The following is a 19,503-nucleotide window of genomic DNA, read 5'->3' as shown; positions in this document are numbered from 1 at the left end:
AAAGGTTCGCGCCACAGGATATGGTAGCCCCTCGGCCGGAGGACCCAATATTTTCCCGCGAATGGTTAAGGTTAGCCCATGTCCGACGTTCTCGAGGCGGTTCCACCCAGCGAAACCGCCACCCAGCAAGTCTCCCTCGATTTTCGATTAACCGTCCTCGGCAGCGGCAGTTCCGGCAACTGCAGCCTCGTTTCCAGCCAGGACACCCACCTGCTGATTGACGCCGGTTTTTCCGGTAAAGAGACGTGTAAACGGCTTGAGGCGCGCGGCTTCGATCCCAGCCACCTCACCGCGATCCTGGTCACCCACGAACACTCCGACCACGTTAAGTCCGTCCACACCCTGAGCCGCAAATTCGGCATCCCCATTTTCAGCACCCAGGGCACCTTTAACGTCGCGCTCCGCGAAAAGAAGTTCGCCGATTGGTACGAGCTCTTTCCCGGTCGCTCCGTCCAGCTCGGTACCATGTGTGTCCACCCCATTTCGCTGCCCCACGACGCCGTCGACCCAATTGGGTTCCGCATCGAATGCGGCGAGCGCACCCTCGGCCACATCACCGATTTTGGGTACGCCAGCGGCCTCGTCACCGAAAGCCTCAAAGGCTGCGACACCTTGCTCATCGAGGCCAACCACGACCTTGAAATGCTCAAAGAGGGCCCCTACCCCTGGTCGCTCAAGCAACGCATCGCCGGCCGGCTCGGCCACCTCAGCAACGAGAGCATGCTCAACATGTTGCCCGACATCCTCCACGACGATGTCAAACACCTGGTCCTGGCCCACCTCAGCGACAGCAACAACGACCGCCGCCTGTTGACCCTGCAAATGAAACGCGCCCTGCGCCGACTCGGCCTGGAAAAGATCCCGTTTACCCTTGCCGAACAGAACGAGCCCTTGCGGACCCTGGACATATGAGTGAGACCCCACCCAGCGGGAAACCGACCTACGGCGCGGCCATGCGCGTCGCCCAAATCATTCACTGGCTACACGAACACCCCATCGGCCTCAGCCTCAAGGATTTAACCGAACGGCTCGGCATCCACGAGCGCACCCTTTCGCGGTACCTCAAAGAGATTCGCACCAACTTCCTCGACCACGACGGCGTCCCGCTCGTCGAGGTCGTTCGCCAAGGGGACAGCTCCCGGCTGCGCTTCCGCCGCCGCGACGTGACCATGGAGGGCTCCGCCTACGAGCTGATGAGCCTGTACATGGCCCTTGATTTCATGACCTTCCTGGACGGAACCTTCATCCACGAGGGCGCCCAGGACGTGTTCGACAAAATCCTCGCCGCCGTTCACAAGACACAGGGCCACCAGGTCTCGATGGTGATGAAGGATTTTAAGAAAAAGTTTTTTCATTTCACCGAGGCACCCAAGGACTACAGCAGCCACAACGCCGCCTTGGAAAAGCTGGTCCAAGCTCTGGTTCACCAGAAAAAAATTGAAATCGTCTACCAATCACCGCGCGGCCCCAAGAAAACGCACCAACTGTCGCCGCTCACCATGTTGATGTACAAACGCGCGCTCTACCTCGTCGGCCGCCGTGACCTGGACCCAGACCCAGACCGCCCCGAACGCAAACGCGACCTGACCTTCGCCGTCGAGCGCATCGCCAAGGTCACCTTGCTGGACGAACGCTTCTGGTACCCCGAGGATTACCGCCCGGAAGAACGCTTCCAGTCCTCCTTCGGGTTAATCTCCGAGAAGGAACCCGAAAAAATCACCTTGCGGTTCGATAAGCTGGTCGCCCAAAACGTGGCGAGCCGCCGCTGGCACCACAGCCAAAAGAACCAATTCAAACGGGACGGCAGCTTGCACGTGACCCTCCATATCGCCGTCAGCTTTGAACTGAAAGCCTGGATATTGAGCTACGGGCGTTTCGTCAAGGTGCTCGAACCCACCGTGCTGATCGAGGATTTGCGCGAGGACTTGCTCGCCAACCTGGCCCATTACCAGAGCGAAGAAGCGTAAAGCATCTGAAAAAAGTCACCCCTGATCCATCTTTTTTCACAACGCCGACGCCGCCGCCGTCACTAAGAACCAGAGGCCCGCGCCCGCCGGACCGCGTTTCAAAGTGATGGGGGACAGTGACTCCCGTCCCACGCTCACATTGAAGCGCACCGCACGACCAACGGCTTAAGCAACCCGGTCACGCCGGGCGCGGCCGTCTCCACCTTGCCCTCCGGTCTGTTCTTCCCGTATAATTGGGCCAAAATTTCGTGAGTACGCGCTATGAATCAAGTCAGAGTGGTCCAGGTTAACGGCCTGACCGATGTAGGTTGTGTTCGCTCCGGAAACGAAGACTGTTTTTTGATTCAAACGACGAACCAGGCTCGTCCCGAGCTGAATCCGTCCGGCACCTTTACGTACGAAAACGAGACCGGTGTGTTCATCGCCGTTTCCGACGGGATGGGCGGGGCCGCCGCCGGCGAGGTCGCCAGCGAAACCACCCTCCACGCCATCCGCGATTACATCGACGACCACCGCGCCGACCTCAACGAGGCCGCCCCGGAGGAAATCGCCCAAATCATCGAGGCCTCCGTCCACTGGGCCAACCGCGCCATTTTCGCCAAGGCGCGTGAGCTGGATATCCGCAAACCCATGGGCGCCACCCTCACCTCCGCCTTCCTCAAGGACGCCGTGCTCTACCTCTGCCAAATCGGCGATTCCCGCGCCTACTGTTTCCGCGACGGCAACCTGCTCAAAATCACCCGCGACCAAAGCTTCGTCGGGCACCTCGTCGAACTGGGCACCATTACCGAGGTTCAGGCCTTGCGCCACCCGCAACGCAACGTCATCCTGCAGGCGCTCGGCACCCAGGACAACCTCAAGGTCGACGTTTCCTACCTCCCGCTCTGCAAAGGCGATATCATCGTGCTGTGCAGCGACGGCTTGTATTCCGAGTTCACCCCGGAAAAACTCCAGGAACGCGTGCGCGCCTCTTGTAACGGCAGCCTCGAGGATTTCGTCAAAACCCTGGTCACCGAGGCCAAATCCGCGGGCGGCAAGGACAACATTACCGTGGTCGGCATGCACGTGAACGAGGGTTTCCCCGTCCGCGAGCCGGGCGAAGTTCCAGGATACCTGGCCTTCCCTTTCCTTGAAGCCGACAACCCCTTAAAACGGGTTAACTCTATATTCCACTGAGTTTCAGCCCGCTTGCCAGGCTTGCCGCCACGCGACGGTTCCCACGTCGCCGCTTTGACGCTATGATGCGGGGTGTTCCCACGCCGGTCCACCCGGCCCCACATCTCCCGGAAAGGTAAGCCATGACGCAAAAAACCGGCGTATTCCTCATCAATCTCGGCACGCCCGACGATACCAGTGTCCCCAAGGTACGGCGCTACTTGCGCCAGTTCTTGTCCGATCCCCGCGTGATCGACATCAACCCCATCGCCCGCTGGATGCTGCTCAACCTGGCCATTCTCCCCTTTCGCCCCAAACAATCGGCCGAGGCCTACCGCGAGATTTGGACCGACGAAGGTTCCCCGCTGCTCATTTTCAGCCAGAACCTAACCAAAGCCGTCGCCGACCTTTTGGGCGACGATTACATGGTGCGGCTGGGCATGCGTTACCAGAACCCGTCGATGGAGGCCGCCATGGCCGAGTTCCGTGCCGCGGGCGTCGAGCGCATCATCGCGCTGCCGCTATACCCGCAATACGCGAGTTCCTCGACCGGAAGCTGCTTGGAAGAGCTCTACCGCATCGCCGGTGCCGACTGGAACACGCCGTCCCTGGCCGTCGTGCCGCCGTTTTACGACCACCCCGCCTTCCTGGACTGCCAGGCCGAGATCGCGCGCGAGAGCTTGGGTGATTTGGACCAATACGACGCCATTTTAATGAGTTACCACGGCATTCCCGAGCGTCATATCACCAAAAGCGAGGTCGGCAACGCGGGTCACTGCTTAAAAAGCGACAGCTGTTGCGACCGCTTCGTGACCGCCAACCGCTACTGTTACCGCGCCCAGTGTTTCCACGTCTCGCGCGAGATCGCCAAACGCTTGAACCTGAGCGAGGATCGTTATTACGTGACCTTCCAGAGCCGCCTGGGCCGCACCCCCTGGATCCGGCCATACACCGACATTGTTTTGGAAGAACTCCCCGCCAAAGGCGTAAAAAAACTGGGCGTGCTGATCCCGTCCTTTACCGCCGACTGCCTGGAGACCCTGGAAGAGATCGAAATGCGCGGCCTCGAGAGTTTCGTCGAGGCCGGCGGCGAATCCCTGAAGATGGTGCCGTCCCTGAACGACCATCCCAAATGGGTCGAAGCCGTGTGCACCATGGTGCGCGAACAAGGCGTGGCGGCCACCACCGCGATGACCGTGTAAATAAGTGGGTTAAATCCGCTAAAACCCTTTTTTGCTCGCACAAGGCGGTGAAGGCAAGGCTTCGCCGCCGGCGGCAACCCATTGTTGCGGGCTGTAGAGCTTGAGCGAAAGCGCATGGACACCGCCGGCCAATTCAGCGGCCAGTAATTGATTGACCTGGCGATGACGGGCGACCGGTTTCAGCGCGTCAAATTGCTCGGCGACCATCACCACGCGAAAATGGGTTTCGGCGTTGGGCGGCACATTGTGCTTAAAACTTTCGTTGATGACCTCGAGGTGTTGTGGCTGAAAGTGCTGCACCAATTTGTCGTTTATCTGTTGTTCAACCGTCATGAGCGGCTCCTACTTCTTTTTGCGATACCAGCTGCCGCGGGTGAGGCGGTAGATCGTGTCCTTGGACGATTGTTCGGGGCGCACGTCCAGCATGAGAAAAATAAGCACGCAGCCGACCGAGGAGATACCGACCGAGAGGGCCAGCGAGAAGTCGGTAACTTTGGCAATACCGAGCCCCAACAAAATGGCGGCACCGATTAAGAACAGCAAAATGGAGATGCGCTTCATCCTCAACCCCTCGTGCAAATGGTCGTTTCGTATTGGGTTACGAAGCCGGAAGCACCGTGAACCCCAAACCTAACACAGGATGATACGTGGGGCCCAGTACAAGGTTATGCGCGAACCACGACGACAGACAAACCCACCGCCGCGGGCAGCGAACCCATCCGCCAAGGCCCTGGGAACCCGCCACAAAGCGGGACAAGGCGGGCGCCGCGGCCAAAATCCAGACCAAGCCCAGACAAAAAGCTTATCGGCACCCTGTCGAGGACGCCGGCCCAGCCGCACAACACACGCTTACAAACCCAAGCAAACAAAGGGCTTGAGCAGGCCCCATACAGCGACAACAAGGCTCAAAAACAGAAAACCGAGAGAAATCAAAAAAAAGCAAATTTTGCGTTTGACAACCCAAAATGAAAAGGCTAATATTCCCACTCGTGTCGGGGAGTAGCGCAGCCTGGTAGCGCATCTGTTTTGGGAACAGAGGGTCGCAGGTTCAAATCCTGTCTCCCCGACCACTTTAAGCGCCAGTAGCTCAGTTGGATAGAGCAACGGCCTTCTAAGCCGTCGGTCGAGGGTTCGAATCCTTCCTGGCGTACTACGCCTTCAGGTTTTCGAACCAAGCACCCCTCGTGGTTTACGAGATGGGTGCTTTTGTTGTTTATGGGCTTGCGTTGTGTAACTTGTTTGTTTTTAATGGTTTTTGACTTTGATTGCGCGCTCTTGCCGCACGGTCCAGCCGCCAAAACCGGAGAAGAAATAGCAAAATTCAACCCTTCAAAAATGGCAGCCAAACGCCTGATATCAGGTTTTTCTCCATTTTTTCCGTTTTATCTTTGTTTTTGGTTTAGGAACGCCGGGCCAAAAGTTCGATTAAAAAAGCTCATCCTTTTCAGGTTCTAACTTTTTCCATTTGGTTTACGAGTCAAATTGTAAACCAGAATCGGCATTTTTGGCCAAAAGTTCGAAAAAGACTGTATCGGGTATTTTCTGTCGAACTCAAAGTTCGAAAGCTTGAACCGTCGTAATCGGTTTCTCAGTCGAACTTTTTTATCAAGCACCTGGTTTCGGCGATTTGCGCCAATCTTTTCGCTGTCACACAAGGGTTCCCGGTCTTTTGCTTCCTAAACAAAAAAGTTCTGGCCAAAATCGAAAAACGGAGATAGTGTCCGGTTTACACTAATTTGTGCAAACAGGGGGCACCTTTGAACCAAGCCATCGAACTTCAATTGCAATTGCTGGATTCCATGACCACCAACGAGTTGAAAGCGGCCTATATCGAGGTTTTCGACGAAAGGCCGCACTCGCACCGCCGCTTGTGGCTGAAAAGTCGCGTTGCGTGGGGCATCCAGGCCAAAGGCGAACGCGGCATGTCACAACGCTTCATTGAGCACGGCTTGAAGCATGCCGACCTTTCCGAGATCCGTATGCACGCGCCGCGCTCGATCAAGTCGAAACAAACCGAACCGGAACCCGCAACAAAATCAGCGCCACAAGTCGAGCGCGAACAACGCGATCCACGTATTCCCGCACCTGGTACCGTGCTTGAGCGCGACTTTCAAGGCCGTAAGATCTCAATTAAGATCCAGCCTCACGGCTTTGAGTGGGATGGGATCGTTTACCCCAGCTTTTCGAAAGCCGTCAAAACCGCGACTGGAAAAAGCTATTCACCCTATGCCTTTTTTAAACTGGGACCCAAACCTAAAAATAAGTAGCGGCGCGCTCGCAGCGATTACCTAACCATAGGATTGCTATCGCCTCTTTTGGCCCTTGGTTCCTTTTGCCAGGGGCCATGGCGTCAGCCTGTCTAAATTTATGAAGGATTACGAAATGACGAAAGCAAGAAAGCACACTAATGCAACTGTGGAATTCAAACCCTTTCGTGTGGCAATCTACACGCGGAAATCAACCGCTAAAGGACTTGACAAGCAAGACAATACACTTCAGTTCCAGCGCGAGGCCTGCACTGATTTCGTTAAGTCCAAGCGTGGATCCGGCTGGACCGTCGAGCCGACCGAGTATAACGATGGCGGCTTCACCGGTGCGAATACCGATCGGCCCGCTCTGCAACAGCTACTCGGCGACGCCAAAGCGGGAAAGTTCGAAGCGATTGCCGTTTACAAGGTGGACCGAATTAGCCGCAGCGTGCGCGACTTGGTTTCCTTGGTCGAAGAGTTTCAAATACTGGGCATTGAGTTCGTCAGCGTGTCACAAAGCTTCGACACGTCAACGCCGATCGGTCGCTTGCTGCTCAATATCTTGGGTTCGTTCGGCCAGTTCGAGCGCGAAACCATTGTTGAACGCGTTCGCGATAAGATCGACGCGGCCAGACGTAAAGGGAAATACGTCGGCGGCGCGCCGATCCTTGGTTATGACATTTCGCCCCACAAAAAAGGGCTGGTGATCAACGAAGCGGAAGCGGAAGCCGTGCGCGACATCTTTGAACGTTACCTTAAATTGAAATCGGTTGCGGCGCTGCTCGAAACACTTCAAGCCCGTGGCTTTCGCACCAAACAGTGGACTACCAAAACCGGCAAAACCATCGGTGGGCAACCCGTCAATCGTAAGTACTTGATCAAGATGCTGCGGAACCCGATTTATTGTGGTCAGATCGCCTATCAAGGCGAAACATTCGAAGGGGAACAGGAAGGCATCATTTCGCTTGAGTTGTTCGAGCGCGTTCAAGCGACGCTGAACTGCACGAAGCACGTTGACAAAATAACAAGTCGAACACAACGCGATAGCATCTTGCGCGAGTTGCTTACCTGCGAGTTTTCAGGCCGGGCTATGGGCTTCACCCATACCGCGAAAGCTGGTCGCAAGTACTTCTATTATGTATGTCGCGAACACCACCAGCTTGGACGCTGCCGCTGTAAGGGTAGCCGCATCGCAGAAAGCCGCATCGAGCAGGAAGTTATCGCCGAGTTGCGCGCCATGGCGATCGACAAACCCCAATTACGGCAATTGGTCGAACGTTTCCAAGCGGATCGGCAAAAGGTAGAACAAGCGCTAACCCAACAGCTTGACCAGCTCAAAGCCGAACGCGTCAAGCTGTTGCGCGACTGCGGCAAGCCAGGCGAAGAAAGCGCACGCGACCTTGCACGCCTGGAAACGGTCAACGCGGAAATTGAAAACGGTCGCTTGGTCATCGATCAGTTGCCGCCGCACCCTTCGTTTGCGCAAGTACGCGCCACGTTGAAACCGTTTGGCCCGCTGTGGGACGTGATGCCGCTCGCTGACCGGTTGCGCACGCTGCATGCCTTGGTCGGCCGCGTCGACTACAACAACACCAAAAGCAAACACGGCTCATTCCGCATTTTCTTTCGTCTGTCTCACTTCCTGTCGCCGAATGGTTCTAAGCCACTGCCGCCAACCGTAAGCGAACGTTTGGTTCCTGGTGAAAAGCGACTCGTTGGCGAACACACGGCCCCAGATGAACTAAGGCTTTGGGAACTCGAAAAGAAGGTGAAGAAAGGCCGCGTTCCCAGAATTAGCCGTTTAATGAACTGCGCGGTGCTACTCGACCACAAGATAAAGTCTGGGGAATACAGCAACCAAGCCGAGGTTGCGCGCCGCTTCCAGGTTTCCGAGATGCGCGTGAGCCACCTATTTAAGATGCTGCTATTGGCACCTGACATCGCCGAGGAAATCATGTTTTTACCCCTGGTCGAGCGCGGCCCGGACCCGATCAAAGAACGCATGATTCGACCGATGCTCAACGAGTGCCGTTGGCCGGAACAACGGAAGATGTGGGACAATTTGAAAAAAATTCAAAAATCCTATTGACGGTCCATTTGCAGGCGGGCTAGAATAGCAGCCTTTGAGATTCGAGAAACACACAGCACACAGTTAAGGTCAATAGTTCCAGCGTCTTCCCTCAACTTCTTTTTTATACAAAAAATCACACTTAGAAAAAAAATCAAAAACAGACTTCTCTAAAATTCCAAGACATAGCAAGAAAACTGAGCGACATTCAAAAGCAAAAAACAGCAAAACAGGGCGATTATTCCAGCGCTTCGCACGGAAGAATTTTTCTCTCTGAACGGCTGTGATCGGTTCGAAAAGATCAAGCCTCCAACTTGTTAACCTCCCCCCTTCAGTACCCGATGATTGCCAAGAGGAAATCGCACAACCAGCCGACGAAACAAAACTGCAAACCCCTGGGTTTCGGCACTGCCTGCCAATTCAGGAAAACGACTTGGTACAGCCTACCGGCGCCAGTCTAGCGGCTCACGTTCGCCACGGCTACCGCTATTTCTATTTTGGCATGCTTCAACATAACAGGTCACTAGCAGCTCAGAACCTCGCCCTTGCGATTCTGATTTCCAGGAATGGAGAAACTGTCTATTGTCTACCGGCAAAACCAACTCAGGCACCAAAACAAAACCAGTTCCCGACATTACCAAAATCGACTATTACCAACGAATTACAGCCGTTCCTATCGGCGAAATTGCCCGCGAACTGTTGGGCTCCAGAATCACCGCCCAAACAGCAACCCAATTAGAATGTGACTGCCCCAATCACGAGAGCGTTTCTAAGCGCAGCCTCCAAATCTCTTTAGACAAAGGGCTTTGGCGCTGCTGGGGCTGTGATGCCTATGGCGATGTTTTGCAGCTGGTTGAATTCCTTAAATTTGGGGTAACAACGGTAAAACAGCGCGGCGAAATGCCCGACACGCATCGGCAAGCGCGAGACTTTCTTGCGGAGCGCGCGGGTCTGCCGCCTTTGGGCCAAACGCGCGCCTCCGAACGAGCCATTCAGAACTACGAAAAATTTTCGCATAGCCGAGAGCGAACCTTTGATGCGCTTCGGGTTATGGCGGACCTTTTCCACAAAACCCTACTGAGCGACGAAAAGGCGCTTGCTTGGGTTCGCCAGAATTACGGGCTCACGCTTGAGACGATCAAAACCTTAAAGATCGGCCTTGCCCAGTACGGCCGCACCACCATTGAACAGCTTGAAGAGACGCACGGAATCAAGCGGCGGGACGTCGTTCGCACCGGCCTTTTCAGGCTCGACGAGACCCACGGGACCTTGACCACGCTTAACGGGCGCGTCATCTTTCCCTACTGGAAAGAGGGCCGAATCACATTCATGATCGGTCGGATTTTGCCCTGGGCCAAGGACGCCGGCAAGCAGCCAAAATACAAAAAGCTTCCGGTTCATGATCCGTTTAACCGGGCTTACGTGGATCCGTCTATCAACAACGGGGCCATCTATAATGAAGACTGTATGCGCGCCAAGCCCAAAGAAGTACTGATCACCGAAGGGGTAACCGATTGTATTGCAGCCATGCAACAAGGGTTTGCCGCCATTTCGCCGGTGACCGTCCAGTTTCGGGACCGCGACGTTCCGCGCCTTCTCGAACTGCTAAAGCACAAACCCATGGTTTACATCTGCTTGGACAATGAACTAAGCGGCGTCGGTCTAAAAGGCGCGCTCAAGCTCGCGAAAACGCTTGAAGAATCCGGGATTCGACCAAAGATTATCACGCTACCACTTGGCGAGACGCAGCAGGCCGCGCGCCAACTGTTGGCAACAGCTTATGGTGTGAGCGCGAGCGCCGACCCCAAGAACCTCAAGGCCGGGGTTAGCAATCCAACACCTGAACGGCTCGCCGAGGTTGACCGGTTAATCGGTCAGTCCAAAATCGACCTAAACGCCTACTTTGCGGCGGGAAACACACCCGCGCAATTCCGCTCAGTCTTGGGCGCGGCGCGGCATCGCGTCGAACTCATGATTGATCAACTGAGCCTTGCCGTTGATGATGAACTGATGTTTCAGGAGCGAAAAGAAGTCTTGACCGAAGTGGCACGACAACCCGAGTTCTTTATCAAAAAGTGCTTGGACCGGATTCGCAACCATTACGGCAAAAAGGCGATGAGCTATCAAACCTTACGGTCGGAACTGAAAGAAGCAAAAAAGGCCGTCAAAGAGGAGCGGGACTATCAAGAGGTGAGCCAAGCGCTTGAAGAGGAATGGGAAAAGGCCAAGCCCGGCAGTTGCCGCGAAGCCATTCTTCTATACGAGTCAAAGCGGCCGCCCTACTGGCGACCGTCCAACGAACGAATCGCCGAAATTATCTTTGAATGGTTCCAGGAAAACGGCGGTGAGTTTGTGAGCTTGCCCGGCCCGCGCGCGGCGCTGTTCTTTGAAAACGAACTGCTCGAAATCAACCATAAGGATAATGCCGTCTACAAACCCTTTCAAACCGCGTTCCACACGCATACCGGTTTCACGCGGGTTGACATTCGGGGCCGCGAGATCATCGAACGAATTCAGTACATGGCGCTTGAACATGGCGTTAAGTGCAAAGAGTTCACGTGGTTGCACACCGTCCTTGAAGAGTACGCGGTCTTTTTCAACCTCAATAATGACGCGGGCGAGATTGCCAAAATCACACCGTCCGGGGTTGAGATCATCCCCAACGGCGCGAACGAAGACGGCATCTTCCTGCGGCGATCCGAAAAAATCGACCCCATCACCTACGTTCCCGACGTCGACATTCGCCAAGCCGACGAGATACTTGCCCGACTTTTGGATGAGAACCTAGCCTGCTCGGCTGGTGACCGCCGTTTCTTGTCGGCCTGGCTACAGTGCTTTCTTTTGCTGGACTTTGCAGGAACCCGACCGATGACACGGTTTGAGGGGCCTTACAAGTGCGGGAAAAGCAACGGTGTGAAGCTGTTGACGACACTACTTTATGGTGAGCCGCAGCAAAAAATTGACACCGGTGCGGCGCGGTATTCAGACGCGGCCGCGAACCCGTTGACGGCACTTGACAACGTCGAGGTTGAAGACGCCGACCGGCAAATGATTCAGTTCTTGCTGACGGCAACCACCAAAATCATTCGCGAAAAGCGTGATGTGAATTCAAGCTCGGGCACCGTTCAAGAGCAGGCAAAATGCTTGATCGTTACAACGGGTATCGAACCGCTTGGTGAGCAACTAGGCGAAATTTTGTCGCGGCTGTTCACGGTGAAATTCTCAAAAAAGCATATGTCAACAGAGTTCAACGAAACCGACATGACCATTGAGATTCGCAAACAACGGGACTATCTGATTTCGGCGATCATGCACAAAACCGCGCGCGTTCTCGCGATGATCGAGCGCGGCCAGATCCGCACGTGTATGAGCTTGCTTCGGTCTTCGCTTGGTGAATTCTTTCAGGATCGCGCCAACGATTACCTCAGTTTGATGTACCTCATGACCCATTGCGCCGACACACCCGAAAATCAGGAAACGGCCTTGACCAAGCTTTCCCCTGAATTCGTTGAGTCACTGCGTGGCTTCGATACCAAAACCACCGAGATTGCAACGGAAGGTCACCCGATAGCGTTGGCGCTCTCGGCGTTCTTCCGGTCGTTCGGTGCGGCCCTCGAAGCCGACACCCTCAAAAAGGGGAAAGGCGCGGAAGCGATCCACTTAGAACGGTTTCTGCTCAGGCCGAACCAGCCGAACGAGCTAAAAGACGTACTAACCAAAGATCTGTTCCGCACACTGGCGTTGGTGGCCTCGACGTATCGGTTGAATTTCCCATACACCAGCAACTACCAGTTTGCCCAACGGTTCGCGGATGAACTAGGCGTCGTGGAAAAAGCCGGTTTCAAAATCACGCGGCGTAAAGCTGGCGGAAACAAACTAAGGTACACCATTGCTGTGTTAGATGATGACACCGCCGAGAAAACCGCAGGAGACACGAGTAAACCGAAGCTTTCGTTAGTTAAATAGCACCTAGCTTTGTGCTGGGTCGACGGGTTGGGAAAACGGTGGAGGAGTCAACACAGCTAACCCCCTTCTAACCCCCTCTCTAACTTGGCCTAAAGCCTTGGTACTGCTCGTTTTCTTTATCTTTTTGTTAGGAGGTTAAGTAAAAAAAGAAAAAACACCCCTGAATAAAGCGGGGCTGTTCCCATAGAAGTGAGAGGCAATGCGTTTTCTATCCCCTAAAGGGGGGGTGCCTTTTTCGGAAACAGCAGGTAACCACCTAACTCTTTCCGATTAAAGCACTGGTGCGCAAAGCTTTAGCGTGGGTTAGGTTGTGCCGACGACAGTCATACACCGCTAACCCCTGCACCACTTTTGCGTTTAAACGCCGTTCTTGCTGATGATTTACCGACCGCCAGCAGGCAAAAACGACACGTCTTCGTTTCCATTTCTGTATTGCTTTGTCAAACAGGTATGGCCGCATCAACTAGAACCAAACCCGTGAGCCATATTCTTCCTAAGAAGCTGCGCTCTCATCCGAACCGCGAATGAAAAAACCTTTTTCTTCGCCGAGTGACGTAGGAGGCCCGGAACACCTTAACTTTACCTTAACTCTAACCTTAACTACAACCTTAACTACCACTTTAACCATCACAAGAATGCTTGTTCGACGCTTCCCGCGACTGGCATTACCTCCCCGTGCTCAAGGCACGAGGTTAAAAGGAGCCAACATTTGACACACCCCATCCCGGTTATCACATCAAAACCGACAACGAATCCCCCCAACTTCCAGCAAAGCGAGGATAATTTGACCCCTACCACTTCTTATGTCTTGACCCCTGAATTCAAAGGCTTGAGCGGCGTTCTTGCTTCGATCCTCACGGCACTTGAAGACCTCAGCGTGAATCGGAACCTTCTTAAAAGGGCGAACGAACACCAAGAGGAATTCTACGCCGACGACATCGCGCGATATTTCGTTAACTCGGGAATGAGCAACTTGGAGCGCACCCACCAACGCCTTGCCAAGCTCGCCAAAATGGTTCAGCCAGCCGATGTCCCGGCAACCGGCTACCAAGCACCCAGCCTGCCAACAGTTGAACCTGACACCCCGCTTGAAGAGTTGATGCGGAGCTTTTCGGAAATGGCTCAGCACGCCCAAAATTGGCCGCGCTTCCAGGCCTTTAAGCCAACACATGGATTGCTGAGCATGACGACTTATAACCGCTTGGTTGATTTGGTTCGCTGCACTGAATTGGAGCTAATCAAGGAAACAAAACCCTATCCCTTTCAACCGGTAAAGAGCGGTCAAGTCTATGCCGGAACACTGTTTTATGAAGATGCGAAACAGTTGTTTTTGGCTGTCGATGAAGCCACCAAAACCCTTTTCAATGCGAATGGTTCCGAGCAAGAAACCAACCCATGCGCGGAACCGGTCACCGAAGAGGATGTGCAAATCTTGGTTGATTTTGTGCGCTACCTGCAACGCGAATGGTTCGAGTTGATGAGCGACCTCAAGCCGGGATCCTAACCGGCACCAGTGTCCGAATCTTCCACACGAACCGTTGTTAACACGACCTATTCTTCAAAGCTGAGAGGTTTTTTTGACCAGCCTGTCCCTACTCCCTCCCAAGCCCGAACTCAAGGGTTTAACAAGCGTTCTGGCCTCTATTGACGAGGCTATATTTCAAATGGACCATCACCAAAAGCTACTGAACAGAGTCGCAAACCGCGAGGCGTCACACGCTGACCCTGACGCGGCGCGCGGGTTTTCTCACAGTTCGGCCTTTGAATCGTTGGCTTTGTTCCAAGAGCAGCTTGTCAACGTCATCCAAGGCTACGGCCAATCTAAGCATTCGTACGTGCCGCCCAAGCTGTTCCGCGTCGAACCAGACATGGCGCCGCACGAATTGGAAGCCCTGTTTTGGCAACTTAAGGGAAACAGCCAACGCTTTAATGAGTTCCACGAAGCATTGGCGCGCAACAACCAAATGGGCATTACGACCTATAACGCGATGGTGGCGCTGGCCTTTAGTGCGGAACAGGTTATGAGCGAACAATTGGCCCAGCGAATCTGGCGTTCTCGTCGGATTATCTTGGTAAAAGACATGATCCCCGTTTATGAGGACTTCAAGCGTTCATTCCTGGCCATTGACGAGGCCTTGGACGTGGTTATCCGTGCGAACTGCCTTTTCGATGAACCGGACCCCTTCGCGCAAGCATTGACCAAAGAGGACGTTTGCATCCTAGGCAACTACCTCAACCATTTGGATCAAATGTGGAAACGCCTATTTGCGGACCTTGAAGAGGTGTTTCACCAGATCTTACCCAATAGCGCTTTGGGCTAACAACGGGTTCCACTGAATTGGGCGGCGCGTTCGGTTCACGGGCGCGCTCGCCTGATTCGATCTATCAAGCAGACAACAAATCTATACATCTGTATAGATCGAAGGAGCGCGATTTTTGTCTCCCTATCGGCAATTCAATTTTTGGCAAAACAATTCTGACAATTCAATGCGACCCCACGCAAATCACCCACGACGTTTAGGAGTGCCCTACATGGCTAATGCAAACGACACCCTTTTCAACACTTGCGGTTCGGCGACCGCGACCCTTAAAGATCTGTTCGACAATACCCCCAAGTCATTCATTAAATCCATGGCCGAAACCTTTCAAACCTACCAGCGGCCCACCGGAAACAACGCAGAATCCCTTCAAAAGGCTTGCGAATCGAAAAGCCAACCCCAGGCCAGCGCGGGTCATTCCGCCGCCAAGAAACAGTCTAAAACGCTGTTTGACCGACTGTTGACTCCCGATGACGCACCCTTGCTCACGTCTATCATTGCCGCGCTTGAGCAAGATTTCAGCCTCAACCGCTCAAGTGACTGCCTGCGCTCGCTGTTGATCGGCGCGAACACCGTCAAGCTCATCGGTGCTTTGGAACGCGGCCACTATGCCGACGCCGAACGCATCAACCGCATGTTGTGTTCCCACCTTGACGCGTTGCCAAAGGTCCAGGCCGCAGACGCGGACGCAGAAACCCGGCCCACTCAAACATGGGCAACCACGGTGTTGAAGAAAATGAACCAACAGGAACAGCAAGCCGCCGTATAAACACGAAAAAAATTGGGGATAAGACCTTGGCCGCTGGTTTCATGACTGAGTGATATCAAGGGCTTGGGCGCGGTCAGCAGGGCTAAAACTGGGGATAAGACATATTATTCCCAGTTATCAGTACGCATGCCGACCGCGCCAACCCCAAACGAAAAAGACCGGCAACCTAGCGGGTTTCGCCAAGCTGCCGGTCTTCTTTCGCCGTGTTTCGGCGCGTGCGGTCAAAGCTGTTCTATCGCGTCGGCAAGCGCTTGATTGCTCAAGTGCGTGTAAATCAACGTGGTGGAAATGTCCGCATGGCCAAGCGCTTCTTTGACAACCAGCAAATCACCGGTCTTTTCGTACAGGTGCGTTGCGAAGGTATGCCGCAACGTATGCGGCGTAACGTGCTGCTCAATCCCGGCCTTGGCGACCCAGTACCGAACGCGGTTGTCGACCTGGGCCGCCGAGATTCGGGTGAGTCGGTTGGAAAAGAACAGGGCGTCGACGTCGGCCGGTGCTTTCTTGGCGCGCTCACGAAGGTAACGGCGAAACAACGTGCGCAAGTCGGTTTTCAGGAACTTGGCTTGTGGTACCTCGCCCTTGCCGACGATCAACAGGCGCTTGTTGTCTAAGTCGACGTCGGCCACGTTCAGGTTGATCAACTCTTGTAGACGCAAACCCGTACAAAGGAAGGTTTCAATCATGACCCGATCACGCAAAGCCGCGAACCCAGTTCGCGAACGAAGCTCACGCAACACCAACGTCTTGGCCCGTTGCGACAAGAATTCAGGAACCTTGCGACTCACGCGGCGAAGTTTGACGCGTTGCGCGGGATTGTCGGCGCGCAAGCCTTCGTCAACCGCCCAACTGAAGAACGACCGCGAGGCGGCCTTGAGCCGTTCAATGGAACCCGCCGCGCGCGGCTTGCCGCAGGGCTTGTTCTGAATCGTTGGCGAGGTGAGCGCGGCGATTAGCGCTTGATTGGACACCGTGAGCAAGCCCGACGTGGGCGCAACCGTGAAAATCGCTTGTTCCAGCAAGCGAAGGTCGCGGGCATAAGCGGAAATCGTTTTGGCCGCTTTCCGGTCGGCTTTCTGTTGATCGGAAAAGGCTTGAATTGGGTCGCGCTCAGACTGCCGCGCCGCGCTCGCTGGGCGGACGGTGAGAGACGAACGCGACGTGAAAGGGGTTTGGGTGTGACTGCGAACGGAAAGCTGGGAGACGGTCATGATTTGCACCTTCTTAAAGTGTGTAATTTGCGCAGAACATGTCCTAATTCAATAGGTTACGTGATTGGCGCTAACCTATTGTCGCTCCGTTTTGCACCCGCGCCAAGTCCTGATTCGCTTCATTTTAATTCCCTGGGAAACCCTCAACAAAACCATTGAAACAAGCACTTTGGAGGCTCTTTTTTTGACTAACCACGTGTTTGCACCCAACAAGGTTGCGTTTCTACTCGAAACCGAAGCCGCCTTGGGTAACGCACAACTCATGCAAATTGCGGCCGAGGAACCAGCACCCGAACCGCCGAAGTACCGAACCAATTACATCGGCAGCAAGCAACGGCTGATTGACTGGCTTTGGTCTCAAACACCAACCGGAACAAAAGTGGTTTTCGACGCGTTCAGCGGATCGGCGGCTGTGGCGTACATGTTCAAGTCGAAAGGCTTGAAGGTGATCACCAACGACCGGTTGCGGATCGGCTACCACATGGCGCGGGCCATTGTCGAAAACCAACGGGAAACGCTCAGTGATGATGACGTTGACGCGTTGCTTGCGACCAACCCCAAGGCGGGTTCGTTCGTGCGCGACAACTATTCCGGCCTGTACTTTCATAGCGGCGTACATGAACGGATTGATACGATTCGGGCCAACATCAGCCCGTTGCGCGGCTACAAGAAAGACACCGCCTTGTTTGCCTTGTTGCGCGCGTGCTTGCTGGCAACCGATCACGGGACCTTTGCCAGCACCGCCGCCGACACGCGCGGCTTGGTCACCAACGGCGAACAGTTCGACAAGGCATTCCGCAAGTTCGTCGGCAAGGTCAACGGGCTTGTGTTCGATAACGGCCTTGAAAACAAGGTGATTCATGGTGATGTGCTCGCGGCCTTGCCCAAGGTTCAGGCCGACGTTGCCTATTTCGATCCGCCTTACCTGACGCAGTTCGGCCGCTGGAACTACGAGACGCATTATCACTTCGTCGAAGGGCTCATGACGAATTGGGCCGGTTTGGAACTGGACGACGGCAAGTTGAAACGGTTCAAGACCGACCACAAGACGCTGACCGAACAGACCGCACCGGCCTTTTTTAAGGCGTTCTTGGGCGCGGCCGGTCACATCCCCTCCTGGTTGCTCAGCTACCGGAACAAGGCGATTCCCACCAAGCGACAGATTCAAAGCATCCTCGAACAGTCGGGCCGCGCTCTGAAGATTCGGACCCAAAAGCACGTGTATAGCAAATTCAACAAACACAAGACCGACGCCAATAACGCAAAGGAGCATCTATTCGTGGCAACCCTGGACCAGGACCCGCAAGCAGCGGAAGAAACAACGGCGCGCGCCGATAGCGGCGAACCACTTGGCCGCGCGCGGTTTGAGATTGACGGAAACGTTGAACTCATCGAACCACAGTCAACAGCGAAACTCACCCACAACGGCGCGCCCTTGCCCCAATTCCGTTCGGTTCTGTGCCATGCCGGAACGAATCGCAACGGCGACCATTTCACCTATGAGGAACTGACAAGGGCGGCCCGAACCGCGATCAACCAAAAAGTGAACCTCGAACATGGGCAAGCGATTGAAGACATTGTCGGCGGCATCGTCGATGCTGAATTCATCGCCGCCGCTGACGGGCCACGCGTGGAAATCATCGGCGAACTGTTTACCGACGAATTTCCACTTGCCCGCCGCGTTCGCAAGCTGATGAAAGTCGGCATCGTCAAACAGGTGTCAATGGAGTGTTCTTACCGCGAAGGTGAGTGCTCAATCTGTCACAAACGATTTCGACAAAAGGAAGCGTATTGCTTACACCTGGCCCGGTTCAAAGGTAAAGAATATCAGGGCAAACCGGTTTACGAGGTCCTTCACGGCGTGGAATTTACCGGTGTTGGGTTACTGAGTCGCGAAGGTGCCGACCAGGACGCAAAAATCACCCAAGTCAGTTCAATCGAGACCAACCAAAAGGCGAAGAACTTGGAGGTTCAAGCTATGGAAATTCAGAAACCAGAGACAAGTGTCAATTGGGAAGAACGTTACAAGGATCTTGAAATGAAATACACCGAACAAACGAGACGAATGGGCGCGTCGGAAATTATGAACCTGTACAAGGAAAACGACCTTGTCTTCCCGACTGAGCAAGACCGCCAAGTCGAATTTTCCCGATTATCAGGTAAGCCTACCAACGAGCAGGCAAAAACGCGCCCTCGCTTCGGTTAAGCTAGAACCACGAGCCAACGCTAGATTAGGTTGAAGGTCTCGTGCTCATTGGCAAATGCATAGGGAAGCTGAAAGCCGCGGCCGTTGCGGATTCGCATAATCGTTTCCGACAGATACTTCTTCGGGTCGACACCGCATAAAGTGCAGGATACGCAGATCGAATACAAGATCGCCGTCACCCTCGCCCCCTCTACCGAACGATTGAACATGAAGTTTTTTCTGCCCAACACCAGTTGGCGCAGCGCTCGCTCCGCTGGATTGTTGTCCAGCGGCAGATCGGGGTCATCCAGAAAGGCGGTTAAGCCCGCCCAATTGTCGTTCATGTACCCCAAAGCTTTTCCCATCGGGGATTTGGGGAGGCAACGCTGCCGTTTGCGCCAGGCATCGATTTC

At 54.5% G+C, this 19,503-nt stretch carries 15 protein-coding genes and 2 tRNA genes; 13 read left to right on the top strand and 4 right to left on the bottom strand.

The window, feature by feature from the left end:
- Positions 1-78 precede the first annotated feature (78 nt).
- The 4 genes from J3U88_RS10820 to hemH all read left to right on the top strand — a co-directional run bounded on the left by J3U88_RS10820 (position 79) and on the right by hemH (position 4,324).
- Positions 79-912 (top strand): MBL fold metallo-hydrolase, encoded by an 834-nt coding sequence (locus tag J3U88_RS10820; RefSeq protein ID WP_207858768.1) that lies wholly within the window; start codon positions 79-81, stop codon positions 910-912.
- The gene (locus J3U88_RS10815; RefSeq protein ID WP_207858767.1) at positions 909-1,967 is read left to right on the top strand and encodes a helix-turn-helix transcriptional regulator; all 1,059 of its coding nucleotides are present in this window, start codon (positions 909-911) and stop codon (positions 1,965-1,967) included. Before J3U88_RS10820 ends, J3U88_RS10815 begins: the two co-directional genes overlap by 4 nt.
- Positions 1,968-2,228: 261 nt before the next feature.
- Positions 2,229-3,143 carry a PP2C family protein-serine/threonine phosphatase gene (locus tag J3U88_RS10810; RefSeq protein ID WP_207858766.1) on the top strand — a complete coding sequence of 305 codons (915 nt, stop codon included), beginning with the start codon at positions 2,229-2,231 and terminating at the stop codon, positions 3,141-3,143.
- 122 nt (positions 3,144-3,265) lie between these two features.
- Positions 3,266-4,324, top strand: a complete 1,059-nt coding sequence (hemH, locus tag J3U88_RS10805; protein WP_207858765.1) for a ferrochelatase — start codon at positions 3,266-3,268, stop codon at positions 4,322-4,324.
- An 18-nt stretch (positions 4,325-4,342) separates the two neighbouring features.
- On the opposite strand, the gene J3U88_RS10800 is transcribed toward hemH, so the two are convergent.
- Both J3U88_RS10800 and J3U88_RS10795 read right to left on the bottom strand, forming a co-directional pair.
- On the bottom strand, positions 4,343-4,657 hold the full coding sequence (locus J3U88_RS10800; RefSeq protein WP_207858764.1) for a BolA family protein: 315 nt from the start codon (positions 4,655-4,657) through the stop codon (positions 4,343-4,345).
- A gap of 9 nt (positions 4,658-4,666) precedes the next feature.
- Entirely contained in the window at positions 4,667-4,885 is a 219-nt protein-coding gene (locus J3U88_RS10795) for a hypothetical protein (protein ID WP_207858763.1), read from the bottom strand.
- A 432-nt stretch (positions 4,886-5,317) separates the two neighbouring features.
- Between J3U88_RS10795 and J3U88_RS10790 the strand changes: the two genes are divergently transcribed.
- The 8 genes from J3U88_RS10790 (at position 5,318) to J3U88_RS10755 (ending at position 15,694) form a co-directional block, all read left to right on the top strand.
- Positions 5,318-5,394, top strand: a tRNA-Pro gene (locus J3U88_RS10790).
- Positions 5,395-5,400: 6 nt separating this feature from the next.
- Positions 5,401-5,474, top strand: a tRNA-Arg gene (locus tag J3U88_RS10785).
- 607 nt (positions 5,475-6,081) lie between these two features.
- On the top strand, positions 6,082-6,591 hold the full coding sequence (locus J3U88_RS10780) for a DUF2924 domain-containing protein (RefSeq protein WP_207858762.1): 510 nt from the start codon (positions 6,082-6,084) through the stop codon (positions 6,589-6,591).
- A gap of 115 nt (positions 6,592-6,706) precedes the next feature.
- Positions 6,707-8,662: a recombinase family protein gene (locus tag J3U88_RS10775; protein WP_207858761.1), complete on the top strand. Its 1,956-nt coding sequence runs from the start codon at positions 6,707-6,709 to the stop codon at positions 8,660-8,662.
- Between the two features lie 561 nt (positions 8,663-9,223).
- On the top strand, positions 9,224-12,607 hold the full coding sequence (locus J3U88_RS10770; RefSeq protein WP_207858760.1) for a hypothetical protein: 3,384 nt from the start codon (positions 9,224-9,226) through the stop codon (positions 12,605-12,607).
- Positions 12,608-13,391: 784 nt separating this feature from the next.
- Positions 13,392-14,111, top strand: a complete 720-nt coding sequence (locus tag J3U88_RS10765) for a hypothetical protein (protein ID WP_207858759.1) — start codon at positions 13,392-13,394, stop codon at positions 14,109-14,111.
- Positions 14,112-14,271: 160 nt separating this feature from the next.
- Positions 14,272-14,928 (top strand): hypothetical protein, encoded by a 657-nt coding sequence (locus J3U88_RS10760; RefSeq protein ID WP_207858758.1) that lies wholly within the window; start codon positions 14,272-14,274, stop codon positions 14,926-14,928.
- A 211-nt stretch (positions 14,929-15,139) separates the two neighbouring features.
- Positions 15,140-15,694, top strand: a complete 555-nt coding sequence (locus tag J3U88_RS10755) for a hypothetical protein (protein ID WP_207858757.1) — start codon at positions 15,140-15,142, stop codon at positions 15,692-15,694.
- Between the two features lie 221 nt (positions 15,695-15,915).
- Here the strand turns inward: J3U88_RS10755 and J3U88_RS10750 are convergent, their stop codons facing one another.
- Complete coding sequence (locus tag J3U88_RS10750) at positions 15,916-16,905, bottom strand: tyrosine-type recombinase/integrase (protein WP_207858756.1); 990 nt, start codon at positions 16,903-16,905, stop codon at positions 15,916-15,918.
- Between the two features lie 262 nt (positions 16,906-17,167).
- Between J3U88_RS10750 and J3U88_RS10745 the strand changes: the two genes are divergently transcribed.
- Positions 17,168-19,111, top strand: coding sequence for a DNA adenine methylase (locus J3U88_RS10745; protein ID WP_243435893.1), 1,944 nt, complete (start codon positions 17,168-17,170; stop codon positions 19,109-19,111).
- Between the two features lie 20 nt (positions 19,112-19,131).
- Here J3U88_RS10745 and J3U88_RS10740 read toward each other — a convergent pair.
- On the bottom strand, positions 19,132-19,503 hold a 372-nt coding region (locus J3U88_RS10740; protein WP_207858754.1), incomplete at its 5' end, for an IS66 family transposase.

The organism is Acanthopleuribacter pedis (genome assembly GCF_017377855.1).
GTDB lineage: Bacteria > Acidobacteriota > Holophagae > Acanthopleuribacterales > Acanthopleuribacteraceae > Acanthopleuribacter > Acanthopleuribacter pedis.
The sequence above is the reverse complement of the archived record's forward strand: the minus strand, read 5'-3'. Positions and strand labels throughout refer to the sequence as shown.

Excerpts from the sequence above, each read along its gene's own strand:
- J3U88_RS10820 (WP_207858768.1), top strand. The coding sequence starts at position 79 with ATGTCCGACGTTCTCGAGGCGGTTCCACCCAGCGAAACCGCCACCCAG.
- J3U88_RS10815 (WP_207858767.1), top strand. The coding sequence starts at position 909 with ATGAGTGAGACCCCACCCAGCGGGAAACCGACCTACGGCGCGGCCATG.
- J3U88_RS10810 (WP_207858766.1), top strand. The coding sequence starts at position 2,229 with ATGAATCAAGTCAGAGTGGTCCAGGTTAACGGCCTGACCGATGTAGGT.
- hemH (WP_207858765.1), top strand. The coding sequence starts at position 3,266 with ATGACGCAAAAAACCGGCGTATTCCTCATCAATCTCGGCACGCCCGAC.
- J3U88_RS10800 (WP_207858764.1), bottom strand. The coding sequence starts at position 4,657 with ATGACGGTTGAACAACAGATAAACGACAAATTGGTGCAGCACTTTCAG.
- J3U88_RS10795 (WP_207858763.1), bottom strand. The coding sequence starts at position 4,885 with ATGAAGCGCATCTCCATTTTGCTGTTCTTAATCGGTGCCGCCATTTTG.
- J3U88_RS10775 (WP_207858761.1), top strand. The coding sequence starts at position 6,707 with ATGACGAAAGCAAGAAAGCACACTAATGCAACTGTGGAATTCAAACCC.
- J3U88_RS10760 (WP_207858758.1), top strand. The coding sequence starts at position 14,272 with ATGGACCATCACCAAAAGCTACTGAACAGAGTCGCAAACCGCGAGGCG.
- J3U88_RS10755 (WP_207858757.1), top strand. The coding sequence starts at position 15,140 with ATGGCTAATGCAAACGACACCCTTTTCAACACTTGCGGTTCGGCGACC.
- J3U88_RS10750 (WP_207858756.1), bottom strand. The coding sequence starts at position 16,905 with ATGACCGTCTCCCAGCTTTCCGTTCGCAGTCACACCCAAACCCCTTTC.
- J3U88_RS10745 (WP_243435893.1), top strand. The coding sequence starts at position 17,168 with ATGCAAATTGCGGCCGAGGAACCAGCACCCGAACCGCCGAAGTACCGA.